A 23,047-nucleotide genomic window follows, 5' to 3' on the forward strand; every position below is an offset into this window, starting at 1 on the left:
CACCGCTTCCGGGCGGACCGACACATCCAGCAAGCATCGACGCAGAAGATCCTGACACCGGGGTAATCCGTGAAAAAGCTCTCCGCACGACGACGCCATCCGCTGGCGGCGGTCGTCGTCCTACTTCTCGCGCTGGCGGCAACTGGGGGGCTGTACGCCGCGTTCGCGCCCGCGGGCACGGCCAAGGCCGACGAAACCGCCCAGTCCCTGGCCATCGAGGAGGGCAAGAAGCTCTACTCCGTCGGGTGTGCCAGCTGCCACGGAACCGGCGGTCAGGGCACCTCTGACGGCCCGTCCCTGGTCGGCGTGGGCTCGGCGGCCGTGGACTTCCAGGTCGGCACCGGCCGTATGCCGGCCCAGCAGCCCGGCGCCCAGGTCCCGAGGAAGAAGGTCATCTACACGCAGGCGCAGATCGACCAGCTTGCGGCGTACGTCGCCTCCCTCGGTGCCGGCCCGGCCGTGCCGAAGGCCAACCAGTACAGCCCTGAGGGCGCCGACATCGCCAAGGGCGGCGAGCTGTTCCGCTCGAACTGCGCCCAGTGCCACAACTTCACCGGCGAGGGTGGCGCGCTGACCTACGGCAAGTACGCCCCGAGCCTCGAAGGCGTGGACCCGAAGCACCTCTACGAGGCCATGCAGACCGGCCCGCAGAACATGCCCTCCTTCCCCGACACGACGATGCCGGAGAAGCAGAAGAAGGACATCATCGCCTACGTCCAGGCCGTGAACAGCGACAAGGCCGACAACCCGGGTGGTCTCAAGCTGGGTGGCCTCGGCCCCGTCAGCGAGGGTCTGTTCGCGTGGATCTTCGGACTGGGCGCGCTGATCGCAGTTGCCATCTGGGTCGCGGCCCACACCGCTAAGGCCAAGAAGTCATGAGTACCCAAGAGAATCCAGAAGAGAACCTGCCCACCGTGCAGGACACCGCGCACGGCGCGGTGAAGGTCGCCGACGACCCGTTCGCCGACCCGGGCCTCCCGCCCCACAAGCCGCGCATCCAGGACATCGACGAGCGGGCCGCCAAGCGGTCCGAGCGCGCGATCGCCTTCATGTTCACGCTGTCGATGCTGGCCACGATCGGCTTCATCGCCTCGTACGTGATCTTCCCGGTCGACAAGATCGTGTACATCTGGCCGTTCGGCCGGGTGTCCGCGCTCAACTTCGCCCTGGGCTGGACCCTCGGCGCGGCCCTGTTCTTCATCGGCGCGGGCGCGGTCCACTGGGCCCGCACCCTGATGTCCGACGTCGAGGTCGCCGACGAGCGTCACCCGATGGAGGCGTCGCCGGAGGTCAAGGCGAAGGTCATGGCGGACTTCGCGGCCGGTGCCGCCGAGTCCGGCTTCGGCCGCCGCAAGCTGATCCGCAACACGCTGTTCGGCGCGCTGGCCCTGGTGCCGCTCTCCGGCGTCGTGCTGCTGCGTGACATGGGTCCGCTGCCCGAGAAGAAGCTGCGCTCCACGATGTGGGCCAAGGGCAAGCTGCTCATCAACATGAACACGCACGAGCCGCTGCGTCCCGAGGACGTCGCCGTCGGTTCGCTGACCTTCGCGATGCCCGAGGGCCTCTCGGAGCACGACGAGCACTTCCAGACCGAGATCGCCAAGGCCGCCCTGATGATCGTCCGCATTCAGCCGGACGACATCAAGGACAAGCGCGAGCTCGAGTGGTCGCACGAGGGCATCGTCGCCTTCTCGAAGATCTGCACCCACGTCGGCTGCCCGATCTCGCTGTACGAGCAGCAGACGCACCACGTGCTCTGCCCGTGCCACCAGTCCACCTTCGACCTGTCCGACGGCGCCCGCGTCATCTTCGGCCCGGCCGGCCACGCTCTGCCGCAGCTGCGGATCGGCGTGAACGACAAGGGCTTCCTCGAGGCGCACGGCGACTTCGAAGAGCCCGTCGGCCCCGCTTTCTGGGAGCGCGGATGAGCACTGTGACCAACACGCAGAAGAAGGCGCCCGCCGGTGAGCGGATCGCCGACTGGGCCGACGGCCGCCTGGGGATCTACACGCTGGCCAAGGCCAACATGCGGAAGATCTTCCCGGACCACTGGTCCTTCATGCTGGGCGAGGTCTGCCTCTACAGCTTCCTCATCATCATCCTGACGGGCGTCTATCTGACGATGTTCTTCCACCCGTCGATGAACGAGGTGGAGTACGCCGGCTCGTACGTCCCGCTCCAGGGACAGCTGATGTCCGAGGCGTTCAACTCGACCATGCACATCTCCTTCGAGGTGCGCGGTGGTCTGCTCATCCGGCAGATCCACCACTGGGCGGCGCTGATCTTCCTCGCCGGCATGTTCGTGCACATGATGCGCGTGTTCTTCACCGGCGCGTTCCGCAAGCCGCGTGAGATCAACTGGCTGTTCGGCTTCCTGCTGTTCTTCCTGGGCATGTTCACCGGCTTCACCGGTTACTCGCTCCCGGACGACCTGCTCTCCGGCACCGGTGTCCGCTTCATGCAGGGCGCGATCCTGTCCGTGCCGATCGTCGGCACGTACCTGTCGATGTTCCTGTTCGGCGGCGAGTTCCCCGGCGGCGACTTCGTCGCCCGGTTCTACTCGGCGCACGTGCTGCTGCTCCCGGGCATCATGCTCGGCCTGGTGGTCGCGCACCTCATCCTGGTGTTCGTCCACAAGCACACGCACTTCGAGGGCCCCGGCCGTACGAACAAGAACGTCGTCGGCATGCCGCTGCTGCCGGTGTACATGGCGAAGGCCGGAGGCTTCTTCTTCCTGGTCTTCGGTGTCATCGCGGTCATCGCGGCGATCGCCTCGATCAACCCGATCTGGGCCATCGGCCCGTACCGCCCGGACCAGGTGTCCACCGGCGCCCAGCCCGACTGGTACATGGGCTTCGCCGAGGGTCTGATCCGTGTCATGCCGGGCTGGGAGATCAACCTGTGGGGCCACACGCTGGTCCTCGGCGTGATGATCCCGCTGGCGATCTTCCCGGCGGTGCTCGCGGCGATCGCGGTCTACCCCTTCATCGAGTCCTGGATCACGGGCGACAAGCGCGAGCACCACATCGCGCAGCGCCCGCGCAACGCTCCGACGCGCACCGCCTTCGGTGTCGCCTGGATCACCGCGTACATGGTCATGCTCGTCGGTGGTGGCAACGACCTGTGGGCCACGCACTTCCACCTGTCGCTGAACTCGATCACCTGGTTCGTCCGCATCTTCTTCTTCGTCGGACCGGTCATCGCGTTCATCGTCACCAAGCGGATCTGCCTCGGCCTCCAGCGCCGGGACAAGGACAAGGTGCTGCACGGCCGCGAGTCCGGCATCATCAAGCGCCTGCCGCACGGTGAGTTCGTCGAGGTCCACCAGCCGCTCAGCCAGGGTGAGCGCTACAAGCTCACGGCGCACGAGCAGTACGAGCCCGCGGAGCTTCCGCCGGCCGTCGACGAGAACGGCGTGGAGCGCAAGATCGGCCGTATGGAGAAGCTCCGGGTCAAGCTCAACAAGGGCTACTACGGTGCGGACAACCAGATCGCCAAGCCCACCGCCGAGGAGTACAAGGAGATCACGAGCGGCCACGGCCACCACTGATCACCTGACCTCGTAGTTTCGCCACGGCGAGAGCCCCGTCCATTCGATGGACGGGGCTCTTTGCCGTTCACGGAGATCGATAGGGTGGGAGTCGACCCTTGCAGGCCGTACGGACACACCAGGAGCGACCATGAGCGCTGTGAACCCCGCTGGAGGCGACACCGCGGCGGGCCGCTCCTGGCCCGTCCTGTTGAACGGCCTGCTCGAGGGCCGCGACCTCGCCGCCGACGACACCGCCTGGGCGATGGACCTGATCATGCGCGGCGAGGCGACCGACGCGCAGATCGCCGGCTTCATGGTGGCGCTGCGGGCCAAGGGCGAGACGGTCGCCGAGATCACCGGTCTCGTCCGCACGATGTACGAGCACGCGAACGTGATCGAGGTGCCGGGGCCCGCCGTCGACATCGTCGGCACCGGCGGCGACGGCGCCAAGACCGTGAACATCTCCACCATGGCGTCGATCGTGGTCGCCGGCACGGGCGCCAAGGTCGTCAAGCACGGCAACCGCGCCGCGTCCTCCGCCTCCGGCTCCTCCGACGTCCTGGAGAAGCTCGGCATCAATCTGAACCTGACGCCGCGGCGGGTGGCCGAGGTCGCCGACGAGGCCGGCATCACCATCTGCTTCGCGGTGAAGTTCCACCCGTCGCTGCGGCACGTCGCCGCGGCCCGCGGCCAGCTGGGCATCCGGACCACCTTCAACGTGCTCGGTCCGCTGACCAACCCGGCCAAGGTGCGGGCCCAGGCCGTCGGCGTCGCCGACCCGCGCATGGCGCCGATCGTGGCCGGTGTGCTCGCCGAGCGCGGCAACTCGGCCCTGGTCTTCCGCGGTGACGACGGACTGGACGAGCTGACGACCACCGCCACCTCCCGGGTCTGGGTGGTCCGCGACGGTTCGGTCGCCGAGGAGCGCTTCGACCCGCGCGACGTCGGCATCGAGCTCGTGCCGCTGGACGCCCTGCGCGGCGGCGACCCGTCGTTCAACGCCGACGTCGCCCGGCGGCTGCTCGCCGGCGAGACCGGGCCGGTGCGCGACGCCGTGCTGCTCAACGCGGCGGCGGCGCTGACCGCCCTGGAGCCGGGCGAGGGCAGCCTGGCCGAGCGGCTGCGGGCCGGCATGGACAAGGCGGCCGAGGCGATCGACTCGGGCGCCGCCCGCCGGGCCCTCGACCGCTGGATCGCGGCCAGCAACGCCTGAGCCGTCCGCGCGCGGCCGCCCGAGGCCGCCGGCACACCTGACGCAACCCCGTCCCGGATACCGGGACGGGGTTGCGTCGTCGTGATCGTCTGGCATAGGTTCTGTGGCAGGTCATGAGTGACAGCGACAAAGCCCCGGCTGGCTGTCCGGCAACCCTCCGTCCGTGGCGGGGTGCCCCGGGTGAAGACCAGGCCGTACGAGCAGAAGCCTGCGGCAAGCGCGGACCCCTGCGCACACCTTGGGGTCCTTGGTCCTCTAGGGAGCGTTGTCTCGTGAGCAAGCGAATGCGCTAGGGCCCTCCGGCCCCTTTCTCCATCCCACACCCGTACGCGGCGCCCCGTTCCGTGCTGCCGCCCGCGGGCTCCTTCACGCCTTTTCGCGCCCAGTCACGCCGGGAGACACCGTCATGTCCGCACGCCCGAACGCCGCCGCCACCACCGCCGCTTCCGCCACCGCTTCGGCTTCCGCCACCACCGCCGAGTCCGCCGACCCCTGCTGCGACGCCCCGCTGCCGGTCCTCGGCCGTGACGTCACCGTCCCGCTCGTCACCGGCGGCGAGGTCAGCTACGCGGCGCTCGACTACGCCGCCAGCGCCCCGGCCCTCCAGCGCGTGTGGGACGACGTCGCCGCGTACGCCCCCTACTACGGCAGCGTCCACCGCGGCGCCGGATACCTCTCCCAGCTCTCCACCGACCTCTTCGAGAACAGCCGCGCCACCGTCGCCGCCTTCCTCGACTGCCGCCCGGACGACCAGGTCGTCTTCACCCGCTCCACCACCGACTCGCTCAACCTGCTGGCCCAGGTGGTCCCGGCCGACTGCCAGGTCTTCGTCTTCGAGACCGAGCACCACGCCTCGCTGCTGCCGTGGCGGGACGCCCGGGTCACCTACCTCAACGCGCCGCGCACCCCGCAGCAGGCCGTCGCGACCCTGGAGCGCGCGCTCGCCGACCGCGACCCGTACGGGCCCGCCCTGGTCTGCGTGACCGGCGCCTCCAACGTCACCGGCGAACTGTGGCCGGTCGCGGAACTGGCCGCCGCCGCGCACGCGCACGGCGCGCGGATCGTCCTGGACGCCGCCCAGCTGGCGCCCCACCACCCCGTCTCCGTAAAGGAGTTGGACGTGGACTGGGTCGCCTTCTCCGGGCACAAGCTGTACGCGCCGTTCGGCTCCGGCGTCCTCGCCGGCCGCGCCGACTGGCTCCAGGACGCCGAGCCCTACCTCGCGGGCGGCGGCGCCTCCCGCAAGGTGGCCCGCCGGGCCGACGGTGGTGTGGACGTGGAGTGGCACACCACCGCGGCCCGGCACGAGGCCGGCTCGCCCAACGTCATCGGCGTCTACTCCATCGCCTCCGCCTGCAAGGCGCTCACCGAGGCCGGCTTCGACTCCCTCGTCGCCCGCGAGCGGCATCTGATCGCCAAGGTCCGCGAGGGCCTGGCCGAGGTGCCCGAGGTGCGGGTGCTCTCGCTCTTCGGCGACGACGCCCCGCGCGTCGGTGTCATCTCCTTCGTCGTCGACGGCTGGAACAGCTCGCACTTCGCCGCCGCGCTCTCCGCCGAGTACGGCATCGGCGTCCGCGACGGCCTGTTCTGCGCCCACCCGCTGGTGCGCACCCTGCTCGGCAGCGACCCGCAGGACCCGGGCGAGTGCGGCGCCCCGGAGGCCGCTCCCGGCGAGCGGTCGCTCAACGCCATCCGGGTCAGCTTCGGCGCGGGCACGCCCGACGAGCACGTGGAGCGGTTCGTCGGCGCGGTGAAGGAGCTGGTCCGCGACGGCGCCCAGTGGAAGTACCGCACCGAGGACGGCCGCTGCGTCCCGGACCGCGGCTGATCACTCCCTCGTACGGGTGAAGCCGGCCTCCCGCGGGGGAGAGGCCGGCTTCGTCGTTTCGGGTAGGGGGTGCCTCAGGACTCCAGGCCGATCGCGAAGGCCGCGTCCAGCTCGTGCTGGGAGTAGGCGCGGAAGGCGACATGGGTGTCGGTGGCCTCGACGCCGGGGATCTTGGAGATCTGGCCGGGGATGATGTCGGCCAGGTCGTCGTGGCGCCCCACCCGGACCATGGCGATGAGGTCGTAGGTGCCGGTGACCGAGAAGACCTCGCTGACGGAGTCGATCGCGGCGATCGCCTCGGCGATCTCGGGGATCCGGTCCACGCTGGTCTTGATGAGCACGATCGCGGTGATCACGGCTGGCTTTCTCCCTCGGTGGCCGCGGCTGGTGGTTTCACTCTATCGGCACCTCTGTAGCGGGCCCACGCGAAGACGAAGCCCAGCGCGAAGCCCACCACGTGGGCCAGATACGCCACGCCCGGCCCCGAACCCGCCGAGCGCGCCGCCAGCCACTGGAGCACGAACCAGAAGACCAGCACGATCCACGCCGGGAAGCGCAGCGGCAGGAAGAAGAGGAACGGGAACAGGCTGGTCACCCGGGCGCGCGGGAAGAGGAAGAGGAAGGCGCCGAGCACTCCGGAGATCGCTCCCGACGCCCCGACCAGCGTCTGCGCGCTGTCCGCGTGCGCCACCGCGTAGCCGAGCAGCGCCAGCGCCCCGCAGGACAGATAGAACAGGCCGAACGTGACGGCGCCCATCCGCTCCTCGGCCATCGCCCCGAACACGTAAAGGAACAGCATGTTCCCCAGCAGGTGCAGCCAGCTGCCGTGCACGAAGAGGGCGGTCAGCGGGGTGAGCAGGGCCCGCGGCTCGCCCTGGGTGAGGTCGGCCGGGATCACGCCCCAGCGCTGGAAGTACGCGCTCTGCGCCGCGAGCAGGCCGTCGCCCGTGCCGTGTGCCGGGTTCAGGCCCGACACCGGGCTCACGGCGAACAGCAGCACGCAGGCGGCGATGAGTGCGTAGGTCACGGTCGGCCCGTTGCGGGCGCCCCGCCAGGCGCCCAGGGCCGCGCCCCGCCAGTCGATCATGGACAGATCATGGCGTACCAGGGCCCACCTGGACAGAGTGCCTCGCCGTGACACGGCGTGCCCGGGAGGCCGTAGGGTTACGGGCAGTACTCCCGCAGTTCGACGGCGCACCGCGGGCCCGTAAGCCTCGCACGGAAAGAGGACGGCACGATGACATCGGTTCCCCTGCCGACCGCCGAAACCCGCTGGCGCTGCACCCTCTGCGGCAATCTGACCCGCTTCGACGTGACCCGCTCGTCCAAGGTCGTCGAGTACGTCCATCTGGACCTCGCCGGAGAGCCCAAGGTCGAGGAGCGCGAGGTGGTCAGTGAGACCATCGAGTCGGTCCGCTGCCGCTGGTGCAACGCGGTGGACCAGATCGAACTGGTGGACAGGCCGGGCACCGCTTCCTGAGAAGCGGCCCGGCACGGGCGAGACAGGGAAGTGGGGTGACGGATCGTGGAGCAGCCGCACGGTGATCAGCCGGCGGTCCCGGCGGGCGACGCCGCCGAGACGCTCGACCGGCCCCTGCCCGAGGCCGTACGGCGCAAGGTGGTCGCGCTGGTCGCGGACGCCTTCGGCGGTCTGACCGTCGCCGAGCTGCCCGCCCCGCTGCGCCAGTACGCCCGTTTCACCGCCTCCCGGCGGGCGAAGTTCGCCGGGAACGCGATGGCCGCCGCCCTGGAGAGCGATCCGCTGTTCCGGCAGCGCATCGGCGAGCGCTTCAAGGAGTCCCAGCCCGAGCTCGCCGGATCCGTCGAGTCCGGCGCGCCGCCCGCCGCCGCCGACCCGGTCGACGTCGCCGCGGCGGCCTATGTGCTGCGCCCGGCCGGCTGGGGCAAGCTGGTCGCCGCCGCCGGCGAGGAGGCCGAGCGTGCCGACGCCGAGCGGGCCGACGAGGCCGGCCGGCGCGAGCTGGAGCGGCTGCGCGCCGAGGTCGCGGCCGCCAGGGACCGGGCCAGGGCCGAGACCGAGCAGCTCCGGCACGATCTGGAGGCCGCCCGCAAGGAAGCGGAATCGCTTCACCGCAAGCTGCGCAGCGCCCAGAGCGACGTCAAGCGCGGCGAGGCGGCGCTGCGCCGCGTCCAGGCCGAGATCGACGCGGCGCGGGCCGAGGCCGCCGCCCAGGTGTCGGCCGCGGAGAGCGAGAGCCGGCGGCTCAAGGCCCGGCTCGGCGAGGTGGAGGCGGCCCTGGAGGCCAGCCGGCGGGCCGCCCGCGAGGGCCGCTCGGTGGAGGACATGCGGCTGCGGCTGCTCCTGGACACGGTGCTCGACGCGGCGCAGGGCCTGCGCCGCGAACTCGCGCTGCCTCCGGTGTCGATGCACCCGGCGGACACCGTGGACGCGGTGGAGCCGGGCCGGATGTCGCCGAAGGACATCGCGGCGCGCGCCCTGTCCGAGACCGACCCGGCGCTCCTCGACCAGCTGCTCGAACTGCCCCAGGCGCATCTGGTGGTGGACGGCTACAACGTCACCAAGACCGGCTATCCGACGATGCCGCTGGAGAAGCAGCGGCTGCGACTGCTCGGCGGCCTGTCCGCGCTCGCGGCCCGCTCGGGCGCCGAGATCACCTGTGTCTTCGACGGGGCCGAGCTGGCGGCGCCGGTGCTGCTCGCGCCGCCGCGCGGCGTGCGGGTGCTGTTCTCCAAGCCCGGTGTCACGGCGGACGAGTTGATCCGCCAGCTGGTGCGGGCCGAGCCGCCGGGCCGTCCGGTGGTCGTGGTGTCCACCGACCGCGAGGTGGCCGACGGCGTCGCCAAGTCCGGTGCGCGGCCGGTCGCGTCCGCCTTGTTGCTGAAGCGCCTTTCGCGTCTCTCGTGACTGCTTCTCACTTCTGAGGCGTCATGTCCGTTTTCTGATCCGCGCAGGGTCAAGTGGCCACTACTGCCCGTGTGATGTGTGTGAATACTTTGTCGCGCGAGCGAGATTTTGCCTATCGGGATTTGAACTGATCACAAGATGGTCACTAGGGTCGGGGCTCGAACCTTCGCGCGGTTGATCATCCAACGGGGATGACAGCGTGGGTCCCGCCTGCCGCAGCCTGGTTGGGCGGCTCGAGGAAGAAGGAGCTCGCCCCCGTGGCGTCCCACCGTCGTCCCAAGCAGCCGAGCCGCACCCGTGTGACCGTGCTCACCGTGACCGCCGCGGCCGCCGTCGCGCTGACCGCCCAGACCGGTGCCCAGGCGGCGCCCAAGCCCAAGATCGACGACGTCAAGTCGAAGGTCGACAAGCTGCACCACGAGGCCGAGGAGGCCACGGAGCAGTACAACCAGGCCGAGGAGCGCCGGGAGACGCTGCAGAAGGAGATCAGCACCCTCCAGGACAAGGTCGCCCGCGGCCAGGCGGAGCTCAACTCCCTCCGGGAGGACATCGGTTCGGTCGCCAGCGCGCAGTACCGCTCCGGTGGCATCGACCCCGCGCTCCAGCTCTTCCTCTCCTCCGACCCGGACACCTACCTCGACAAGGCGTCCGCGATCGACCAGATCGGCGCCAAGCAGGCCGACGTGCTGCAGTCCATCCAGGCCAAGCAGCGCACCCTCGCCCAGCAGCGGGCCGAGGCGACGACCAAGCTCGCCGACCTCGAGGACGTCCGCAAGACGCTCTCCGAGAAGAAGAAGAAGTTCCAGGGCAAGCTCGCCGAGGCGCAGAAGCTCCTCAACACGCTGACCGCCGCCGAGCGCGCCAAGATGCAGCAGGACGAGCAGCGCGCCAGCCGCGCCGCCGGCGACCGCGTCGACCTCGGCAACGAGGTGCCCGCCTCGCAGCGCGGTGCCGCCGCCCTCAGCGCGGCCGCCACCCAGCTCGGCAAGCCGTACGTCTCCGGCGCCGAGGGCCCCAACTCGTACGACTGCTCCGGTCTGACCCAGTGGTCGTACCGCCAGGCCGGTGTCGGCATCAGCCGCACCACCTACACCCAGCAGAACGACGGCGTGAAGATCGGCCGCAGCCAGCTCCGGCCGGGCGACCTCGTCTTCTTCAACGGCCTGTCGCACGTGGGTCTGTACGCGGGCAACAACACCATCCTGCACGCCCCGAAGCCGGGCGCGGTGGTGCGCTACGAGTCGATGGACTACATGGGCACCTTCCAGTTCGGCGTCCGCATCTGACGCGCGACGACCTGCCCTCCGAACGGGTGGTTCGCCGGAACCCGAACTGACCTGACGCCCCGCCGATGACCTGTGGTCTACGGCGGGGCGTCACTTTGTGTGCCCGGCGCCTTCGTTGGACGCGACCCCGGCAGCGGCTACTGTCTGCCGCGCCAGTCCGTCGAACCACCGAACGGAGCGCGATTCGTGGCGTCCCACCGACGACCCGCCAGGGTCACCGTCCTCACCGCAGCCGCGGCCACCGCGGCCACGGCCCTCGGTGCGGTGCCCGCCCACGCCGACCCGGGCGGCGCCACGCCCGAGGCCGCCCAGGCCACCCGGGCCACCGTCGACCGGCTCTTCGAGGAGGCCGAGCGGGCCACCGAGGGCTACAACCGGGCCGACGAGAAGGCCGACCGGCTGCGCAGGACCGTCTCCCAGGCGCAGGACAGCCTCGCCCGCGGCCAGGACCGGATCAACCGCATGCGCGGCGCGCTCGGTTCGGTCGCCGGTGCCCAGTACCGCTCCGGCGGCATGGACCCGGCCCTCGCGCTGCTGCTCTCCTCCGACCCGGACAGCTACCTCGACCGCGCCGCCGTCCTCGACCGGGTCACCGCGCGCCAGAGCGCCGCGCTCGGCGAACTGCGCCGCGCCCTGCGGAAGGTGGCGCAGGAACGGGCCGAGGCCGGCCGGGCCCTCGCCGAACTCGAGCGCAGCCGCACCGAGGTGGCCCGCCACAAGCGCACCGTCGAACGCAAGCTGGCCGAGGCGCGCCGCGTGCTCGCCTCGCTCTCCGCCGACGAGCGGGCCGGCTTCGAACGGGCCTCCCGCTCCGGCCGCGAGGCCCTCGGCGAGGAACTGCCGCCGCTCGGCGACCTCGGGCCCTCGCGCGCCGCCGCCGCGGTGATCGCCGCGCGCAGCGCGATCGGCAAGCCGTACGTGTGGGGCGCGACCGGGCCGTCCGCCTTCGACTGCTCGGGCCTCATGGTCTGGTCGTACCGCCAGGCGGGCATCGGCCTGCCGCGCACCTCGCAGGCGCAGCGCCACGCGGGCCGGCGGATCCCGCTCTCGCAGGCGCAGCCCGGCGACCTCGTGACCTATCGCAGCGACGCCAGCCATGTGGCGATCTACGCCGGCAACGGGCAGGTCATCCACGCGCCCTACCCGGGCGCGCGGGTCCGCTACGACCCGGTGAACATGATGTCCCACGTGACCGTGACCCGGGTCTGAGCTCCCGCTCCGCCGCCGGCCGCCGGGGCGCTCAGGCCGGTCTCCGGGGCCGCGGCCTCGTCGCCGCCCGTACGATCGGGGCGTGACGGGACAGGGCGGACGGGTGGCGCGCGGCGCGGGAGCATGGCTCCTCGCCGCGCTCCTGGTCCTCGCCGGCTGCACCGCGCCGAAGGCGCAGGGCCCGGCCCGCGCCGAGGTCCAGCGGCTGCTCGACGGGCACGCCGAGGCGCTGCTCGACCGGGACGAGGCCGGCTTCCTCGCGGCCCTCGACCCGTCCCTCGCGCCCGCCGCCCGCACCGAGTTCGGCCGGCTCGCGAAGATCCCGCTGGGCGGCTGGACCTACCGGGTCACCGGCGTCGAGGCGGCCGGTCCGGGCCGCGCCACCGCCCGGGCCGAGTTCGGCTACCGGATCAAGGGCTACGACTCCGGGCCCGCCACCAGCCGGCGGATCCTGGACCTCGCCGAGCGGGGCGGGCGCTGGTACGTGACCGGTGACCGCGCCGCCGACGGCGCCCCGCAGCAGCTGTGGCAGCAGGGCGAGGTCACGGCCGTGACGGGCCGGCGGAGCCTCGTCCTCGGCGTCGGCCAGGGCCCGCGGCGGCTCCGAGAGATCGCCGACGCGGCGGACCGGGCCGTGCCGGCCGTCGGCGACGCCTGGCCCTCGCCGTGGGCCGGCCGGATCGTGGTCCTGGTCCCGGCGTCGCTCGACGCGATGGGAATGCTGCTCGGCGCGCCCGCGGCCTCCTACCGGGGCATCGCGGCGGTCACCACCGGAGAGGCCGGCGGCGGTCCCAAGGCGCCCGCGGACCGGGTGATCGTCAACCCGGAGGCGTACGGGACGCTGGGCTCCTTCGGCCGGCAGTTCGTGCTCACCCACGAGACCACCCATGTCGCCACCCGCACCCAGACCACGTCCTCGACGCCCCTGTGGCTCTCGGAGGGCCTCGCCGACTGGGCCGCCTACCGCGGGACCGGCCGCACTCCCGCCCAGGCGGCGCCCGAACTCGCCCGCGCCGTCCGCGAGGGCCGGGCTCCCGCCACGCTGCCGGACGACCAGGCCTTCGCCTTCGGCGGCGACGGGGACGCCATGGCCCGCGCCTACGAGAGCGGCTGGCTGGCCTGCGCCCTGATCGCCGACCACTGGGGCGAGGACCGCCTGACCGCCTTCTACCGGGCGGTCGGCGCCCACCCGCAGCGCGACGGCGCCCTGGAGAAGGCCCTCCACGACGTCCTGGACACCACACCCGAGGCGTTCACGGCCCGGTGGCGGGCCTCTCTGACCGAGCGGCTGGGCCGCGACTAGCGGCCCTCCGCCTTGCGGTCCAGCTCGGCCAGCGTCTCCGCGAGCCAGGCCTTCTCCTCCGTCCCCGTGGCGCGGGCGATGCGGAGCATGCCGCGGCGGAAGGGATCCGGTTCCTGTTCCGCGCGGACCGGGGCACCGCCCTCGTAGAAGAAGCTGGCCGGGGCGTCGAGGAAGGCCTGGCGGCGGCGGAGGACGGCGGCCTGGTCGGCCGGGTCGGGGAGCTGGCCGAGGAAGGCGAGCAGGGTGAAGAAGCGCTGGCCGTCGGTGATCTCCGCCTCCTTGGGCGTGCGCAGCCGGGACAGCAGCTCCGCGCGGCCCTCGGCGGTCAGCGAGAGGGTGCGGCGCGGGGCCGCGCCCGCGCCCGGCTCCGTACGGCTGTCGACCAGGCCGTTCTTCACCAGGCGGGTGATGGCCGGGTAGAGGGCGCCGTCGCTGACCGGGCGGACGTGGCCGCTCAGGCCCTGGATGCGTTCCTTGAGCTCGTAGCCGTGCAGCGGCTTCTCGTGGAGGAAGCCCAGGATCGACAGCTCCAGCACCGGCGTTCTCCTTCGCGCTTGTCGTGGCACCCGTCAGCATGGTAGCTCTTTTCGACATACCTCGATCCGAGATATGTCGAAAAGAGGGGGCCGCATCGATGAAGGAACACCGCCGTACGCTCGCCCGGCTCGCCGGGCCCGTCTACCTCGAACTCCTCGCCGGCGTCGCCGCCGGCGTCATCAACCTGGTCTGGGTCGCCCGCCTCGGCAAGGACGCCGTCGCCGCCGTCGCCGTCGCCACCAACGTCGAGAACGTGCTCCTCGGCGTCGTCCTCATGGCCGCCTCCGGCACCACCGTCCTCGTCGCCCGCGCCCGCGGCGCCGACGACCCCGCCGCGCTCCGCGCCGCCGTCCGCGGCGGCGCCGCCCTCGGCGCCCTGCTCGTCCCGCCCGTCGCGATCGGCGGCTACCTGCTGCGCGACCCGCTCGCCGCGCTCCTGCTCGGCGGCTCCGGCCATCCCGCGCACGCCCTGGCGACCGCGTACTTCGCCGTCTCACTGCCCGGCACGGCCGTCTTCTTCGCCACCACCGTCCTCGACGGCGTCCTCAAGGGCACCGGCGACACCCGCACGCCCATGCGGCTCGCCTTCCTCGCCAACGGCCTGATCCTGGTCCTCGACCCGCTGCTCGTCCACGCCTACGGAGTCGAGGGCGCCGCCGTCTCCACCGTCGCCGGACGCACCGCCGCCCTCGCCGTCGGACTGCTCGCGCTGCGCCGCAACGCCCACCTCAGGGCCGCCCGCACCGCTGTCCCGGCCGGAGGCACCGCCGCCGCCCTGCGCCGCACCGCCGTCACCGGCCTGCCCATGTCCGTCGACTTCGTCGTCCGCATGGCCGGAGCCCTCGCCCTCGTGTCCGTCGTCGCCCGCCTCGGCGTCACCGAGATCGCCGCCTACGGCATCGCCACCAAGGCCATGTACGTCGCCACCATGGCCTTCTACGCCGTCCGGCAGGCCGCCGCGATCCACACCGCCCACCTGCTGGGCGCCGGCCGCCACGAGCGCCGGGCCGTCGGCCGGCAGGCCCTCCTCCTCGGCGCCCTGCTCGGCACCGGCGCGGCCGTCCTGCTGCTGCTCGCCGCGGACCCGGTGATGCGCGGCTTCGGCGCCGAGCCGGCCGTGGCCGCGGCCGGCGCGCTGTTCCTGCGCTGCCTCGGCCCGTATCTGCTGCTCATGGCCTGCTTCATCGCCGTCGCCGGCGTCCTGGAGGGCAGCGGCGGCTCGCCGCGGCTCGCCCGCGTCACCGTCGCCGGCGTCCTGCTCCAGCTCCCGCTCGCCCACGCGCTCTCGGCGGCCCTCGGCCTCGCCGGGATCTGCCTGGCCATGGCCCTCGCCATGGCGGCCCAGTGCGCGGCCCTCGGCCTCCTGGTCAGGAGGAGACCGACACCCGGGTCCGCTCGCCCTCGGCCTGGCGCGGCATCCGCACCGGCTCCGCCGTCCTCGCGAGCCTCGGCTCGGTGACCGTCTGCCGCCACAGGACCCGGCACGCCGACACCGTGGCCGCGACCAGCAGACCGTTGCGCACCAGCAGCAGTCCGACACCCAGCGGATCGCTGTCGCCGACGTGCGAGAACCACACCGGGAACTCGAACTGCGTCACCGCCGTCGCCCACAGCACCAGATGCGCCGGACGGCGCATCCGGCTCGACCGGTACACCAGGCACACCGCGGCGAGGCCCACCAGCCAGATCATGTACTGCGGGCTGATCACCCGGCTCGTCGTGGTGAACAGCAGCACCGCCACGAAGGCCGCGTCCGCCGTGGTCGTCGTGGTGTGCCGGCGGGCCCGCAGCCGCCACACCAGCAGCCAGCCGAACGCGGCGACCGTCAGCAGCATGGCCGCCGTGGACACCGCCTGCACACCCGGGCCGAGGAACTCGATGGAGCCGTAGTTCATCCGCGCCTCGCCCGGCCAGCCGAAGTGCCTGGCCACATGGAAGACGAGCGCGCCCAGCGACTCGACCTCCGTGCCCCGGTCCCGCTGGAAGCCCAGGAAGGCCAGCGCGCCGGGCGCGGCGAGCACGCACAGCACCAGCACGGCCGCCGCCGCGCCCACCGCCGTGGCCCACGAGCGCAGGGTGGCCCGGCCGCGCGCGGTGCCCGCGAGCACCAGCACCGGCCACACCTTCAGCGTCGCCCCGAAGCCGGCGAGCGCGCCCAGCACCGCCGGGCTGCGGACCGCCGCGAGCAGACCCGCCACGGCCACCGCCGTCACCATCAGGTCGTACCGGGCGTACGCGGTCGGGCCGAGCAGCGGCACGCCCGCCAGCCACAGCCACGCCCCGCGCATCGAGCGGCCCGGACGGCGCCCCGCGTACACGAGCAGACCGAAGACGAACGCGTCGCAGAGCAGGGCGAGCACGAAGAAGGCGGCCGAGTAGCCGAGGAACGGCAGCAGGGCGGGGGAGAGGATCGCGAGGGCCGCGGCCGGCGGGTACTGCCAGGTGACGTCGTCCAGCGGATACGTGCCGGTCCTCAGGACCTCGTACCAGCCCTGGTAGATGTCCTCGATGTCGCTGGTGATGTCCGGGCCGGGAACCACCACGACCTTGAACACGCACAGCAGCAGGATCACCCGGGTCAGGGACCACAGGCCCAGCGGGCGTGCCAGCCCCTCGCGCGCGGCCGCCCGGGCCGATGACGTGCCTGCAGGGACCGTACCCACCGCGCCCGTCATACCTGTCCTGTTCCTGTTCTCTCGGTCCGCCGGGGCGGAGGGTGGTGGTGCCGGGCTACGGGCGCGACCACGGTACTGTCGGCCACGATGCACAAGACCCTGATCGTAACGAACGACTTTCCGCCCCGTCCCGGCGGAATCCAGGCCTTCCTGCACAACATGGCGCTGCGCCTGGACCCGGACCGGATCGTGGTCTACGCCTCCACCTGGAAGCGCGGCCACGAGGGGAGCGAGGCGACCGCCGCGTTCGACGCGGAACAGCCTTTCACGGTCGTCCGCGACCGCACCACCATGCTGCTGCCCACTCCTCGGGTCACCGCCCGGGCGGCGGCGCTGCTGCGCGAGCACGGCTGCACGTCCGTGTGGTTCGGCGCGGCCGCCCCGCTCGGCCTGATGGCCCCGGCGCTGCGGCGCGCGGGCGCCGAGCGGCTCGTCGCCACCACGCACGGCCACGAGGCCGGCTGGGCCCAGCTGCCCGCGGCCCGGCAGCTGCTGCGGCGGATCGGCGACGCCACGGACACGATCACCTACCTCGGCGAGTACACCCGCTCCCGGATCGCGACCGCCCTCACCCCGGCCGCCGCCGCGCGCATGACGCAGCTGCCGCCGGGCGTGGACGAGAAGACCTTCCACCCGGGCTCCGGCGGCGCCGAGGTGCGCGAGCGGCTCGGACTGAGCGACCGGCCGGTGGTCGTGTGCGTCTCCCGGCTGGTGCCGCGCAAGGGCCAGGACACGCTGATCCGCGCCCTGCCGGAGATCCTGCGCCGGGTGCCGGACGCGGTCCTGCTGATCGTCGGCGGCGGCCCGTACGAGCAGGACCTGCGCCGGCTCGCGGCCCGCACGGGCGTGGCCGGTTCCGTACGGTTCACCGGCGCCGTCCCGTGGTCGCAGCTGCCCGCGCACTACGGGGCCGGTGACGTCTTCGCCATGCCCTGCCGCACCCGCCGCGGCGGGCTGGACGTCGAGGGCCTCGGCATCGTCTACCTGGAGGCCTCCGCGACCGGCCTCCCGGTCGTCGCCGGAGACTCGGGCGGCGCGCCCGACGCCGTCCTCGACGGCGAGACCGGCTGGGTGGTCCGCGGCGGCTCGGCCGAGGAGACCGCCGACCGCGTCGCCACCCTCCTCCTCGACCCGGAGCTGCGCGCCCGCATGGGCGAGCGCGGCCGCGCGTGGGTGGAGGAGCGGTGGCGCTGGGACCTGCTGGCCGACCGGCTGCGGGAACTGCTCTGAGCCCTCGCCCGGCCGCGTACGTCGCGTAACGGCCGCGGCCGGGGCGCGTACGCCCGGCGCCCGGGCGCGTACGGCCGCGCACTGCCTCGTCCGGCCGGTCTCCCCGGCCGGTGCGGGCCTGCTAGCCGGGCAGGTAGTCGGTCAGGGCGCAGCCGTCCACGAGGAGCTTCTCGCTGCGGTAGCCGTCCGGGACCTTGAAGTCCTTGGCGCAGGTGAAGAGCAGCACGTCGGTGGCCATCAGGGCCTTGGCCGCGGCCGGGTCGGTGGCGACGACCGCGAAGTCCTGGCCGACCAGGAAGCGGGTGTCGTGACCGGCGGCCGCGGCCTTCTTGTTCGCCTGCTGGAACTTCTCCATGTCGGAGACGGACAGCAGCGTGAGGGTGTCGCGCGCGTCGTTCCCGCACACGCCGCGCTGCTCGATCGCCCACGCCGGGTCCTGGGACTCCGCGCTCAGGACCCCGTTGTCGCCGGTGCCGGTCCGCAGGTCGCTGCACATGGTGTGCCGGCCGACGAGCTTCTCGATCGCCGCCATGTCGCCGGCCGCGGGCAGCCCGGCGTCCTCGCCCCAGGAGCTGCCGCCGCAGCCGGTGAGGGCGACGAGGGTGGTGAGGGCGGCGCCCAGGACGGCCGCGGTGCGCTTGAGCCGCATGACTGCCTTTCGTGTCGGGTCGTCTCGGTTGTGTGGAATGGGCCGTTCCGGTCCTGACGCGCGCGAACGCCCCCGACCGGCCCGTGACACGGGCCCGCCAGGGGCGTTCCGAAGAGCCGTCAGGCCCGGTAGATCGCCTCGATCTCGTCGGCGAAGTCCTTCGCCACGACATTGCGCTTCAGCTTCAGCGACGGGGTGATGTGCCCCGCCTCCTCGGTGAACTGCGCGGACAGGATACGGAACTTCCGCACCGACTCCGCCTTCGAGACCGCCGCGTTGCCGTCGTCCACCGCGCGCTGGACCTCCGCGATCAGGTCCGCGTCGTCGCGCAGCGTGGCCGCCGTCGAGCCGGCCGGCTTGCCGTGCTCGGCCGCCCAGCGGCCCAGGAACTCCTCGTCGACGGTGACCAGCGCGCCCACGAACGGCCGCCCGTCGCCCACCACCATGCACTCGGCGACCAGCGCGTGCGCCCGGATCCGGTCCTCGATGACCGCCGGGGCGACGTTCTTGCCGCCCGCCGTCACCAGGATCTCCTTCTTCCGGCCGGTGATCGCGAGATAGCCGTCCTCGTCGAGGGTGCCGATGTCACCGGTGTGGAACCAGCCGTCCGCCAGCGCCTCCGCCGTCGCGGCCTCGTTGTTCCAGTAGCCCGAGAAGATGTGCTCACCGTGCAGCAGGACCTCGCCGTCGTCCGCGATCCGCACCACCGAACCCGGCAGCGGCTGCCCGACCGTGCCGATCTTCGGGCGGTCCCACGGGTTGAACGCGGTCGCCGCGCAGGACTCGGTCAGGCCGTAGCCCTCCAGGACCGTGAAGCCGATGCCGCGGAAGAAGTGGCCGAGCCGCTCGCCCAGCGGCGCGCCGCCCGAGATCGCGTACTCGCCGCGCCCGCCGAGCACCGCCCGCAGCTTCGAGAAGACCAGCTTGTCGAAGACCTTGTGCTTCAGCCGCAGACCGAAGGACGGGCCCTGCGGGGAGCTGAGCGCCCGGCTGTAGGCGATGGCCGTGTGCGCGGCCTTGTCGAAGATCTTGCCCTTGCCGTCGGCCTGCGCCTTGGCCCGCGCCGAGTTGTAGACCTTCTCGAAGACGCGCGGCACACCGAGGATCAGCGTCGGCCGGAAGGAGGCCAGCTCGTCGGTGAGGTTCTTGATGTCGGGCAGACAGCCCAGCTTGATCGGCGCCATCACGGAGGCCACCTCGACCAGCCGGCCGAAGACGTGCGCGGCCGGCAGGAACAGCAGCACCGAGCACTCGCCGGTACGGAACAGCGGCTTGAGCCGCTCGACCACGTTGCCGCACTCGGCGAAGAAGGCGCGGTGGGTCAGCACACAGCCCTTGGGGCGGCCGGTGGTGCCCGAGGTGTAGACGATCGTCGCCGGGTCGTCCGCGTGCGCCGTCGACATCCGCTGGTCGAGCAGCTCGTCGGAGACGTCCGCGCCCTCCGCGGTCAGCCGCGCGATCGCGTCCGCCTCGATCTGCCGCACGCCCTTCAGACCCGGCAGGTTCGCCCGTACCGACTCCACCGACGCCTCGTGCGCGGCGGTCTCGACCAGGGCGAGGGAGGCGCCCGAGTCGCCGAGGATCCACTGGATCTGCTCCGGCGAGCTGGTCTCGTACACCGGCACGGTCACCGCGCCCGCGCTCCAGATCGCGAAGTCGAGCAGCACCCACTCGTAGCGGGTGCGCGACAGCAGCGCCACCCGGTCGCCCGGCTCGACGCCGGCCGCGATCAGGCCCTTCGCCGCCCCGCGGACCTCGGCGAGAAACTGCTTCGCGGTGACGTCGGCCCACCCGCCCGCGACCTTGCGCCCCATCACGGCGACGTCTGGGTGCTGGGAGGCGTTGCGGCGGATGAGATCCGTCAGGTTGCCGTCCGTGGGGACCTCGTACAGGGCCGGAAGGCTGAACTCGCGCAAGACTGCTGCTCCTCATCGGGCGCCGGCGCCACGGCTCTGTGTGATGCACCGGTGTAGTCCAAGATCGGGCAGGTGCTCAGTGGGGGTGAGCACGACTGGACTGCCCGGACGTTACCCATCAGTACGTCGTTCCCGATAGGGGGTCCTGGCCAGATGTTCCGTGCGTCACACATCTATGGCGTTGCTTGCCGCACAGTAGTCCACCGCTTTCCCGACTCCCAAGTAACCGCAGGTCCGACGCCCTAGGCTGAGCGCCATGCGGATCAACGTGGTGAGCGACGTGCACGGCAACACGGGAGCCCTCGCCCGGGCCGGGGACGGCGCCGACGCCCTCATATGCCTCGGCGACCTGGTGCTGTTCCTCGACTACGCCGACCACAGCCGGGGCATCTTCCCCGACCTCTTCGGCGTCGAGAACGCCGACCTCATCGTCGAACTGCGCACCGCCCGCCGCTTCGAAGAGGCCCGTGACCTCGGCCGACGTCTCTGGGCCGGGCTCGACGTCGACCGCGCCACCGCCATCGAGTCCGCCGTGCGCCGCCAGTACGCCGAGATGTTCGCGGCCCTCCCCACACCCACGTACGCCACCTACGGCAACGTCGACATCCCGGGACTCTGGCCCGAGTACGCCGGTCCCGGCACCACCGTCCTCGACGGCGAGCGCGTCGAACTCGGCGGGCTCGTCTTCGGCTTCGTCGGCGGCGGCCTGCGCACCCCGATGCGCACGCCCTACGAGATCGGCGACGAGGAGTACGCGGCGAAGGTCGAGGCCCTCGGGGACGTCGACGTGCTCTGCTCGCACATCCCGCCGGACGTCCCCGAACTCACCTACGACACCGTCGCCCGCCGCTTCGAACGCGGCAGCCGCGCGCTGCTCGACGCCATCCACCGCGTCCGGCCCCGCTACGCCCTCTTCGGCCACGTCCACCAGCCGCTCGCCCGGCGCATGCGGATCGGCGCGACCGAGTGCGTGAACGTCGGACACTTCGCGGCCACCGGGAAGCCGTGGACCCTGGAGTGGTGACGGCCCCGTGACGACGGCGCGATAGCCTGCACGCAGATACGAGTCGCGCCCATACGAGGAGCCCCCGCGATGGCGGAACACACCAGCTCGAGCATCACCATCGAGGCGGCCCCGGCCGAGGTCATGAACGTGATCGCCGACTTCGCCCGCTACCCCGAGTGGACGGGCGAGGTGAAGGAGGCCGAGGTCCTGGAGTCGGACGCGGCCGGCCGCGCGGAGAAGGTCCGGCTGCTCCTCGACGCCGGCGCCATCAAGGACGACCACACCCTCGCCTACACCTGGACCGGCGACAACGAGGTCAGCTGGACCCTGGTCAAGTCCCAGATGCTCCGCGCCCTCGACGGCTCCTACCGCCTCGCGCCCGCGGCCGGGGGGTCCCGGACCGAGGTGACGTACCAGCTGACCGTGGACGTCAAGATCCCGATGCTGGGCATGATCAAGCGCAAGGCCGAGAAGGTCATCATCGACCGCGCCCTGGCCGGCCTGAAGAAGCGCGTCGAGTCCTCCCGCTAGCCGGACCGTCCCCGTCGCCCCGGCCCGGGCGGGCCTCGCGCCCGACGGCGGGGCGACGGGCCTGTCCGAGGGCAGCGGTACGGTCGGGGAATGCGGATCATCCTTGTCAGCGGGGCCGGCGGAGCCGGCCGCACCTGCGTCGCCCTCGGCACCGCCCTCGCCGAGGCCCGCGCCGACCGCCGCGTCCTCCTCGTCTCCTCCGACGCCACCGCCGAGGACACCGCGGGCGCCGTTGACCTGCTCGTCCCCGCACCCGCCGCCGACTTCCGGCGCGAGTTCCTCGCCCTGCAGGCCCGCTCGAACGCCGCGCTCGACCTCCTCGGCACCACGCCCTTCGAGGACGCCGAGCTGACCGAGCTGCCCGGCAGCACGCACTTCGCGCTGCTCAGGGCCCTCAGGGACGCCGCCGCCGGCGACTGGGACCTGGTGATCGCCGAGCTGCCGCCGGTCCACGAGGCGCTCGCCCTGCTCGCGCTGCCCGAGCAGCTGCGCCGCTACCTGCGCCGCCTCCTGCCGCCCGAACGCCAGGCCGCCCGCGCCCTGCGCCCGATGCTCGCCCAGCTCGCCGGCGTCCCGCTGCCCGCGCAGTGGCTGTACGAGACCACCGCCCGCTGGGAGACGGAACTCGCCGCCGTCCAGGACGTCGTCGACGCCCCGTCCACCTCCCTCCGGCTCGTCGTCGAGCCCGGCCCCGCCGCCGCGGAGGCCGTGCGCACCGCCCGCCTCGGCGCCGCCCTCCTGGGCCTCGCGCTGGACACCGTGGTCGCCAACCGCGTCCTGCCCGCCGACTCGGCCGACCCGTGGTTCGCGGCCCTCGCCGCCGAGCAGCACGGCCACCTCGACACCCTGCGCGAGACGCACGCCCTGCACGAGCTGCCGCACCTCGGCCGCAGCCCGCGCGGCCCCGAGGACCTGGTCCTGCTCGCCGTACCGGAGCCGGCGCGGCCCGCCGCCGCGCCCGCCTGGACCGTCGAGGACCGCCGCGACGAGGACGGCATCCTGGTCTGGCACGTCCCGCTGCCCGGCGCCGTCAAGGACGGCCTCTCCCTCGTCCGCCGCGGCGACGAACTCCTCCTCGCGGTCGGCCCCTTCCGCCGCGCCGTGCCCCTGCCCGCCGTCCTGCGCCGCTGCGCCGTCACCGGCGCCGGACTCGTCGACGGCGACCTGCGCATCCGGTTCACCCCGGACCCCGGACTCTGGCCCGCGGGGCGTGTACCGTCGACGTAGAAGCCTTAAGGAGTACGC

Annotated in this window: 21 protein-coding genes and 1 riboswitch; of the genes, 15 read left to right on the forward strand and 6 right to left on the reverse strand. The window is 72.6% G+C overall.

The genetic code is table 11. The features are described from left to right. Positions 1 to 69: 69 nt before the first annotated feature. The 5 genes from ACIGO8_RS31595 (at position 70) to ACIGO8_RS31615 (ending at position 6,573) form a co-directional block, all read left to right on the forward strand. Positions 70 to 879 (forward strand): c-type cytochrome, encoded by an 810-nt coding sequence (locus ACIGO8_RS31595; RefSeq protein WP_399737804.1) that lies wholly within the window; start codon positions 70 to 72, stop codon positions 877 to 879. Continuing rightward, complete coding sequence (locus tag ACIGO8_RS31600) at positions 876 to 1,928, forward strand: Rieske 2Fe-2S domain-containing protein (RefSeq protein ID WP_399737806.1); 1,053 nt, start codon at positions 876 to 878, stop codon at positions 1,926 to 1,928. The genes ACIGO8_RS31595 and ACIGO8_RS31600 overlap by 4 nt, the downstream gene beginning before the upstream one ends. Then, a complete protein-coding gene (locus ACIGO8_RS31605; protein WP_399737808.1) occupies positions 1,925 to 3,550 on the forward strand; it encodes a cytochrome bc complex cytochrome b subunit in 1,626 nt (541 codons plus the stop codon). Before ACIGO8_RS31600 ends, ACIGO8_RS31605 begins: the two co-directional genes overlap by 4 nt. A 130-nt stretch (positions 3,551 to 3,680) precedes the next feature. After that, positions 3,681 to 4,745 carry an anthranilate phosphoribosyltransferase gene (gene trpD / locus ACIGO8_RS31610; protein WP_399737810.1) on the forward strand — a complete coding sequence of 355 codons (1,065 nt, stop codon included), beginning with the start codon at positions 3,681 to 3,683 and terminating at the stop codon, positions 4,743 to 4,745. A 109-nt stretch (positions 4,746 to 4,854) separates the two neighbouring features. After that, a riboswitch (SAM riboswitch) is annotated at positions 4,855 to 4,971 on the forward strand. Between the two features lie 180 nt (positions 4,972 to 5,151). Further along, entirely contained in the window at positions 5,152 to 6,573 is a 1,422-nt protein-coding gene (locus ACIGO8_RS31615; RefSeq protein WP_399737812.1) for an aminotransferase class V-fold PLP-dependent enzyme, read from the forward strand. 74 nt (positions 6,574 to 6,647) lie between these two features. Here ACIGO8_RS31615 and ACIGO8_RS31620 read toward each other — a convergent pair whose 3' ends face one another. After that, entirely contained in the window at positions 6,648 to 6,929 is a 282-nt protein-coding gene (locus ACIGO8_RS31620) for an Lrp/AsnC family transcriptional regulator (protein ID WP_128976777.1), read from the reverse strand. Beyond that, positions 6,926 to 7,660, reverse strand: coding sequence for a rhomboid family intramembrane serine protease (locus ACIGO8_RS31625; RefSeq protein WP_399737815.1), 735 nt, complete (start codon positions 7,658 to 7,660; stop codon positions 6,926 to 6,928). The genes ACIGO8_RS31620 and ACIGO8_RS31625 overlap by 4 nt, the downstream gene beginning before the upstream one ends. A 150-nt stretch (positions 7,661 to 7,810) precedes the next feature. On the opposite strand from ACIGO8_RS31625, the gene ACIGO8_RS31630 reads away from it, so the two are divergent. The 5 genes from ACIGO8_RS31630 to ACIGO8_RS31650 all read left to right on the forward strand — a co-directional run bounded on the left by ACIGO8_RS31630 (position 7,811) and on the right by ACIGO8_RS31650 (position 13,258). Beyond that, positions 7,811 to 8,053, forward strand: a complete 243-nt coding sequence (locus ACIGO8_RS31630) for a hypothetical protein (RefSeq protein ID WP_399737817.1) — start codon at positions 7,811 to 7,813, stop codon at positions 8,051 to 8,053. A 45-nt stretch (positions 8,054 to 8,098) separates the two neighbouring features. Further along, a complete protein-coding gene (locus ACIGO8_RS31635) occupies positions 8,099 to 9,460 on the forward strand; it encodes an NYN domain-containing protein (protein WP_399737819.1) in 1,362 nt (453 codons plus the stop codon). Positions 9,461 to 9,717: 257 nt separating this feature from the next. Next, positions 9,718 to 10,746, forward strand: a complete 1,029-nt coding sequence (locus ACIGO8_RS31640; protein ID WP_399737821.1) for an NlpC/P60 family protein — start codon at positions 9,718 to 9,720, stop codon at positions 10,744 to 10,746. A 186-nt stretch (positions 10,747 to 10,932) separates the two neighbouring features. Then, positions 10,933 to 11,955 carry an NlpC/P60 family protein gene (locus ACIGO8_RS31645; RefSeq protein ID WP_399737823.1) on the forward strand — a complete coding sequence of 341 codons (1,023 nt, stop codon included), beginning with the start codon at positions 10,933 to 10,935 and terminating at the stop codon, positions 11,953 to 11,955. Positions 11,956 to 12,037: 82 nt separating this feature from the next. Next, the gene (locus ACIGO8_RS31650; RefSeq protein WP_399737824.1) at positions 12,038 to 13,258 is read left to right on the forward strand and encodes a hypothetical protein; all 1,221 of its coding nucleotides are present in this window, start codon (positions 12,038 to 12,040) and stop codon (positions 13,256 to 13,258) included. Here ACIGO8_RS31650 and ACIGO8_RS31655 read toward each other — a convergent pair. Further along, complete coding sequence (locus ACIGO8_RS31655) at positions 13,255 to 13,794, reverse strand: PadR family transcriptional regulator (RefSeq protein WP_399737826.1); 540 nt, start codon at positions 13,792 to 13,794, stop codon at positions 13,255 to 13,257. The genes ACIGO8_RS31650 and ACIGO8_RS31655 overlap by 4 nt on opposite strands. A gap of 98 nt (positions 13,795 to 13,892) precedes the next feature. Between ACIGO8_RS31655 and ACIGO8_RS31660 the strand changes: the two genes are divergently transcribed. Then, the gene (locus tag ACIGO8_RS31660; RefSeq protein ID WP_399737828.1) at positions 13,893 to 15,254 is read left to right on the forward strand and encodes an MATE family efflux transporter; all 1,362 of its coding nucleotides are present in this window, start codon (positions 13,893 to 13,895) and stop codon (positions 15,252 to 15,254) included. On the opposite strand, the gene ACIGO8_RS31665 is transcribed toward ACIGO8_RS31660, so the two are convergent. Further along, the gene (locus ACIGO8_RS31665; protein ID WP_399737830.1) at positions 15,163 to 16,470 is read right to left on the reverse strand and encodes a glycosyltransferase 87 family protein; all 1,308 of its coding nucleotides are present in this window, start codon (positions 16,468 to 16,470) and stop codon (positions 15,163 to 15,165) included. The two genes, ACIGO8_RS31660 and ACIGO8_RS31665, sit on opposite strands and share 92 nt — an antisense overlap. Positions 16,471 to 16,557: 87 nt before the next feature. Here ACIGO8_RS31665 and ACIGO8_RS31670 point away from each other — a divergent pair, with 87 nt between their 5' ends. Next, positions 16,558 to 17,700, forward strand: a complete 1,143-nt coding sequence (locus tag ACIGO8_RS31670; RefSeq protein ID WP_399737832.1) for a glycosyltransferase family 4 protein — start codon at positions 16,558 to 16,560, stop codon at positions 17,698 to 17,700. Between the two features lie 121 nt (positions 17,701 to 17,821). Here the strand turns inward: ACIGO8_RS31670 and ACIGO8_RS31675 are convergent, their stop codons facing one another. Both ACIGO8_RS31675 and ACIGO8_RS31680 read right to left on the reverse strand, forming a co-directional pair. Next, positions 17,822 to 18,349, reverse strand: a complete 528-nt coding sequence (locus ACIGO8_RS31675; RefSeq protein ID WP_399737834.1) for a hypothetical protein — start codon at positions 18,347 to 18,349, stop codon at positions 17,822 to 17,824. A gap of 119 nt (positions 18,350 to 18,468) precedes the next feature. Then, a complete protein-coding gene (locus ACIGO8_RS31680) occupies positions 18,469 to 20,265 on the reverse strand; it encodes an AMP-dependent synthetase/ligase (RefSeq protein WP_399737836.1) in 1,797 nt (598 codons plus the stop codon). A gap of 268 nt (positions 20,266 to 20,533) precedes the next feature. Between ACIGO8_RS31680 and ACIGO8_RS31685 the strand changes: the two genes are divergently transcribed. The 3 genes from ACIGO8_RS31685 (at position 20,534) to ACIGO8_RS31695 (ending at position 23,029) form a co-directional block, all read left to right on the forward strand. Further along, the gene (locus ACIGO8_RS31685) at positions 20,534 to 21,289 is read left to right on the forward strand and encodes a metallophosphoesterase (protein WP_399737903.1); all 756 of its coding nucleotides are present in this window, start codon (positions 20,534 to 20,536) and stop codon (positions 21,287 to 21,289) included. Between the two features lie 69 nt (positions 21,290 to 21,358). Continuing rightward, a complete protein-coding gene (locus tag ACIGO8_RS31690) occupies positions 21,359 to 21,802 on the forward strand; it encodes an SRPBCC family protein (RefSeq protein WP_399737838.1) in 444 nt (147 codons plus the stop codon). A 90-nt stretch (positions 21,803 to 21,892) separates the two neighbouring features. Beyond that, the gene (locus ACIGO8_RS31695; RefSeq protein ID WP_399737840.1) at positions 21,893 to 23,029 is read left to right on the forward strand and encodes an ArsA family ATPase; all 1,137 of its coding nucleotides are present in this window, start codon (positions 21,893 to 21,895) and stop codon (positions 23,027 to 23,029) included. Positions 23,030 to 23,047 lie beyond the last annotated feature (18 nt).

The organism is Streptomyces sp. NPDC053493, assembly GCF_044544825.1.
Lineage (GTDB): Bacteria > Actinomycetota > Actinomycetes > Streptomycetales > Streptomycetaceae > Streptomyces.

Excerpts from the sequence above, each read along its gene's own strand:
- ACIGO8_RS31600 (WP_399737806.1), top strand. The coding sequence starts at position 876 with ATGAGTACCCAAGAGAATCCAGAAGAGAACCTGCCCACCGTGCAGGAC.
- ACIGO8_RS31605 (WP_399737808.1), top strand. The coding sequence starts at position 1,925 with ATGAGCACTGTGACCAACACGCAGAAGAAGGCGCCCGCCGGTGAGCGG.
- trpD (WP_399737810.1), top strand. The coding sequence starts at position 3,681 with ATGAGCGCTGTGAACCCCGCTGGAGGCGACACCGCGGCGGGCCGCTCC.
- ACIGO8_RS31615 (WP_399737812.1), top strand. The coding sequence starts at position 5,152 with ATGTCCGCACGCCCGAACGCCGCCGCCACCACCGCCGCTTCCGCCACC.
- ACIGO8_RS31625 (WP_399737815.1), bottom strand. The coding sequence starts at position 7,660 with ATGATCGACTGGCGGGGCGCGGCCCTGGGCGCCTGGCGGGGCGCCCGC.
- ACIGO8_RS31630 (WP_399737817.1), top strand. The coding sequence starts at position 7,811 with ATGACATCGGTTCCCCTGCCGACCGCCGAAACCCGCTGGCGCTGCACC.
- ACIGO8_RS31660 (WP_399737828.1), top strand. The coding sequence starts at position 13,893 with ATGAAGGAACACCGCCGTACGCTCGCCCGGCTCGCCGGGCCCGTCTAC.
- ACIGO8_RS31665 (WP_399737830.1), bottom strand. The coding sequence starts at position 16,470 with ATGACGGGCGCGGTGGGTACGGTCCCTGCAGGCACGTCATCGGCCCGG.
- ACIGO8_RS31670 (WP_399737832.1), top strand. The coding sequence starts at position 16,558 with ATGCACAAGACCCTGATCGTAACGAACGACTTTCCGCCCCGTCCCGGC.
- ACIGO8_RS31675 (WP_399737834.1), bottom strand. The coding sequence starts at position 18,349 with ATGCGGCTCAAGCGCACCGCGGCCGTCCTGGGCGCCGCCCTCACCACC.
- ACIGO8_RS31690 (WP_399737838.1), top strand. The coding sequence starts at position 21,359 with ATGGCGGAACACACCAGCTCGAGCATCACCATCGAGGCGGCCCCGGCC.
- ACIGO8_RS31695 (WP_399737840.1), top strand. The coding sequence starts at position 21,893 with ATGCGGATCATCCTTGTCAGCGGGGCCGGCGGAGCCGGCCGCACCTGC.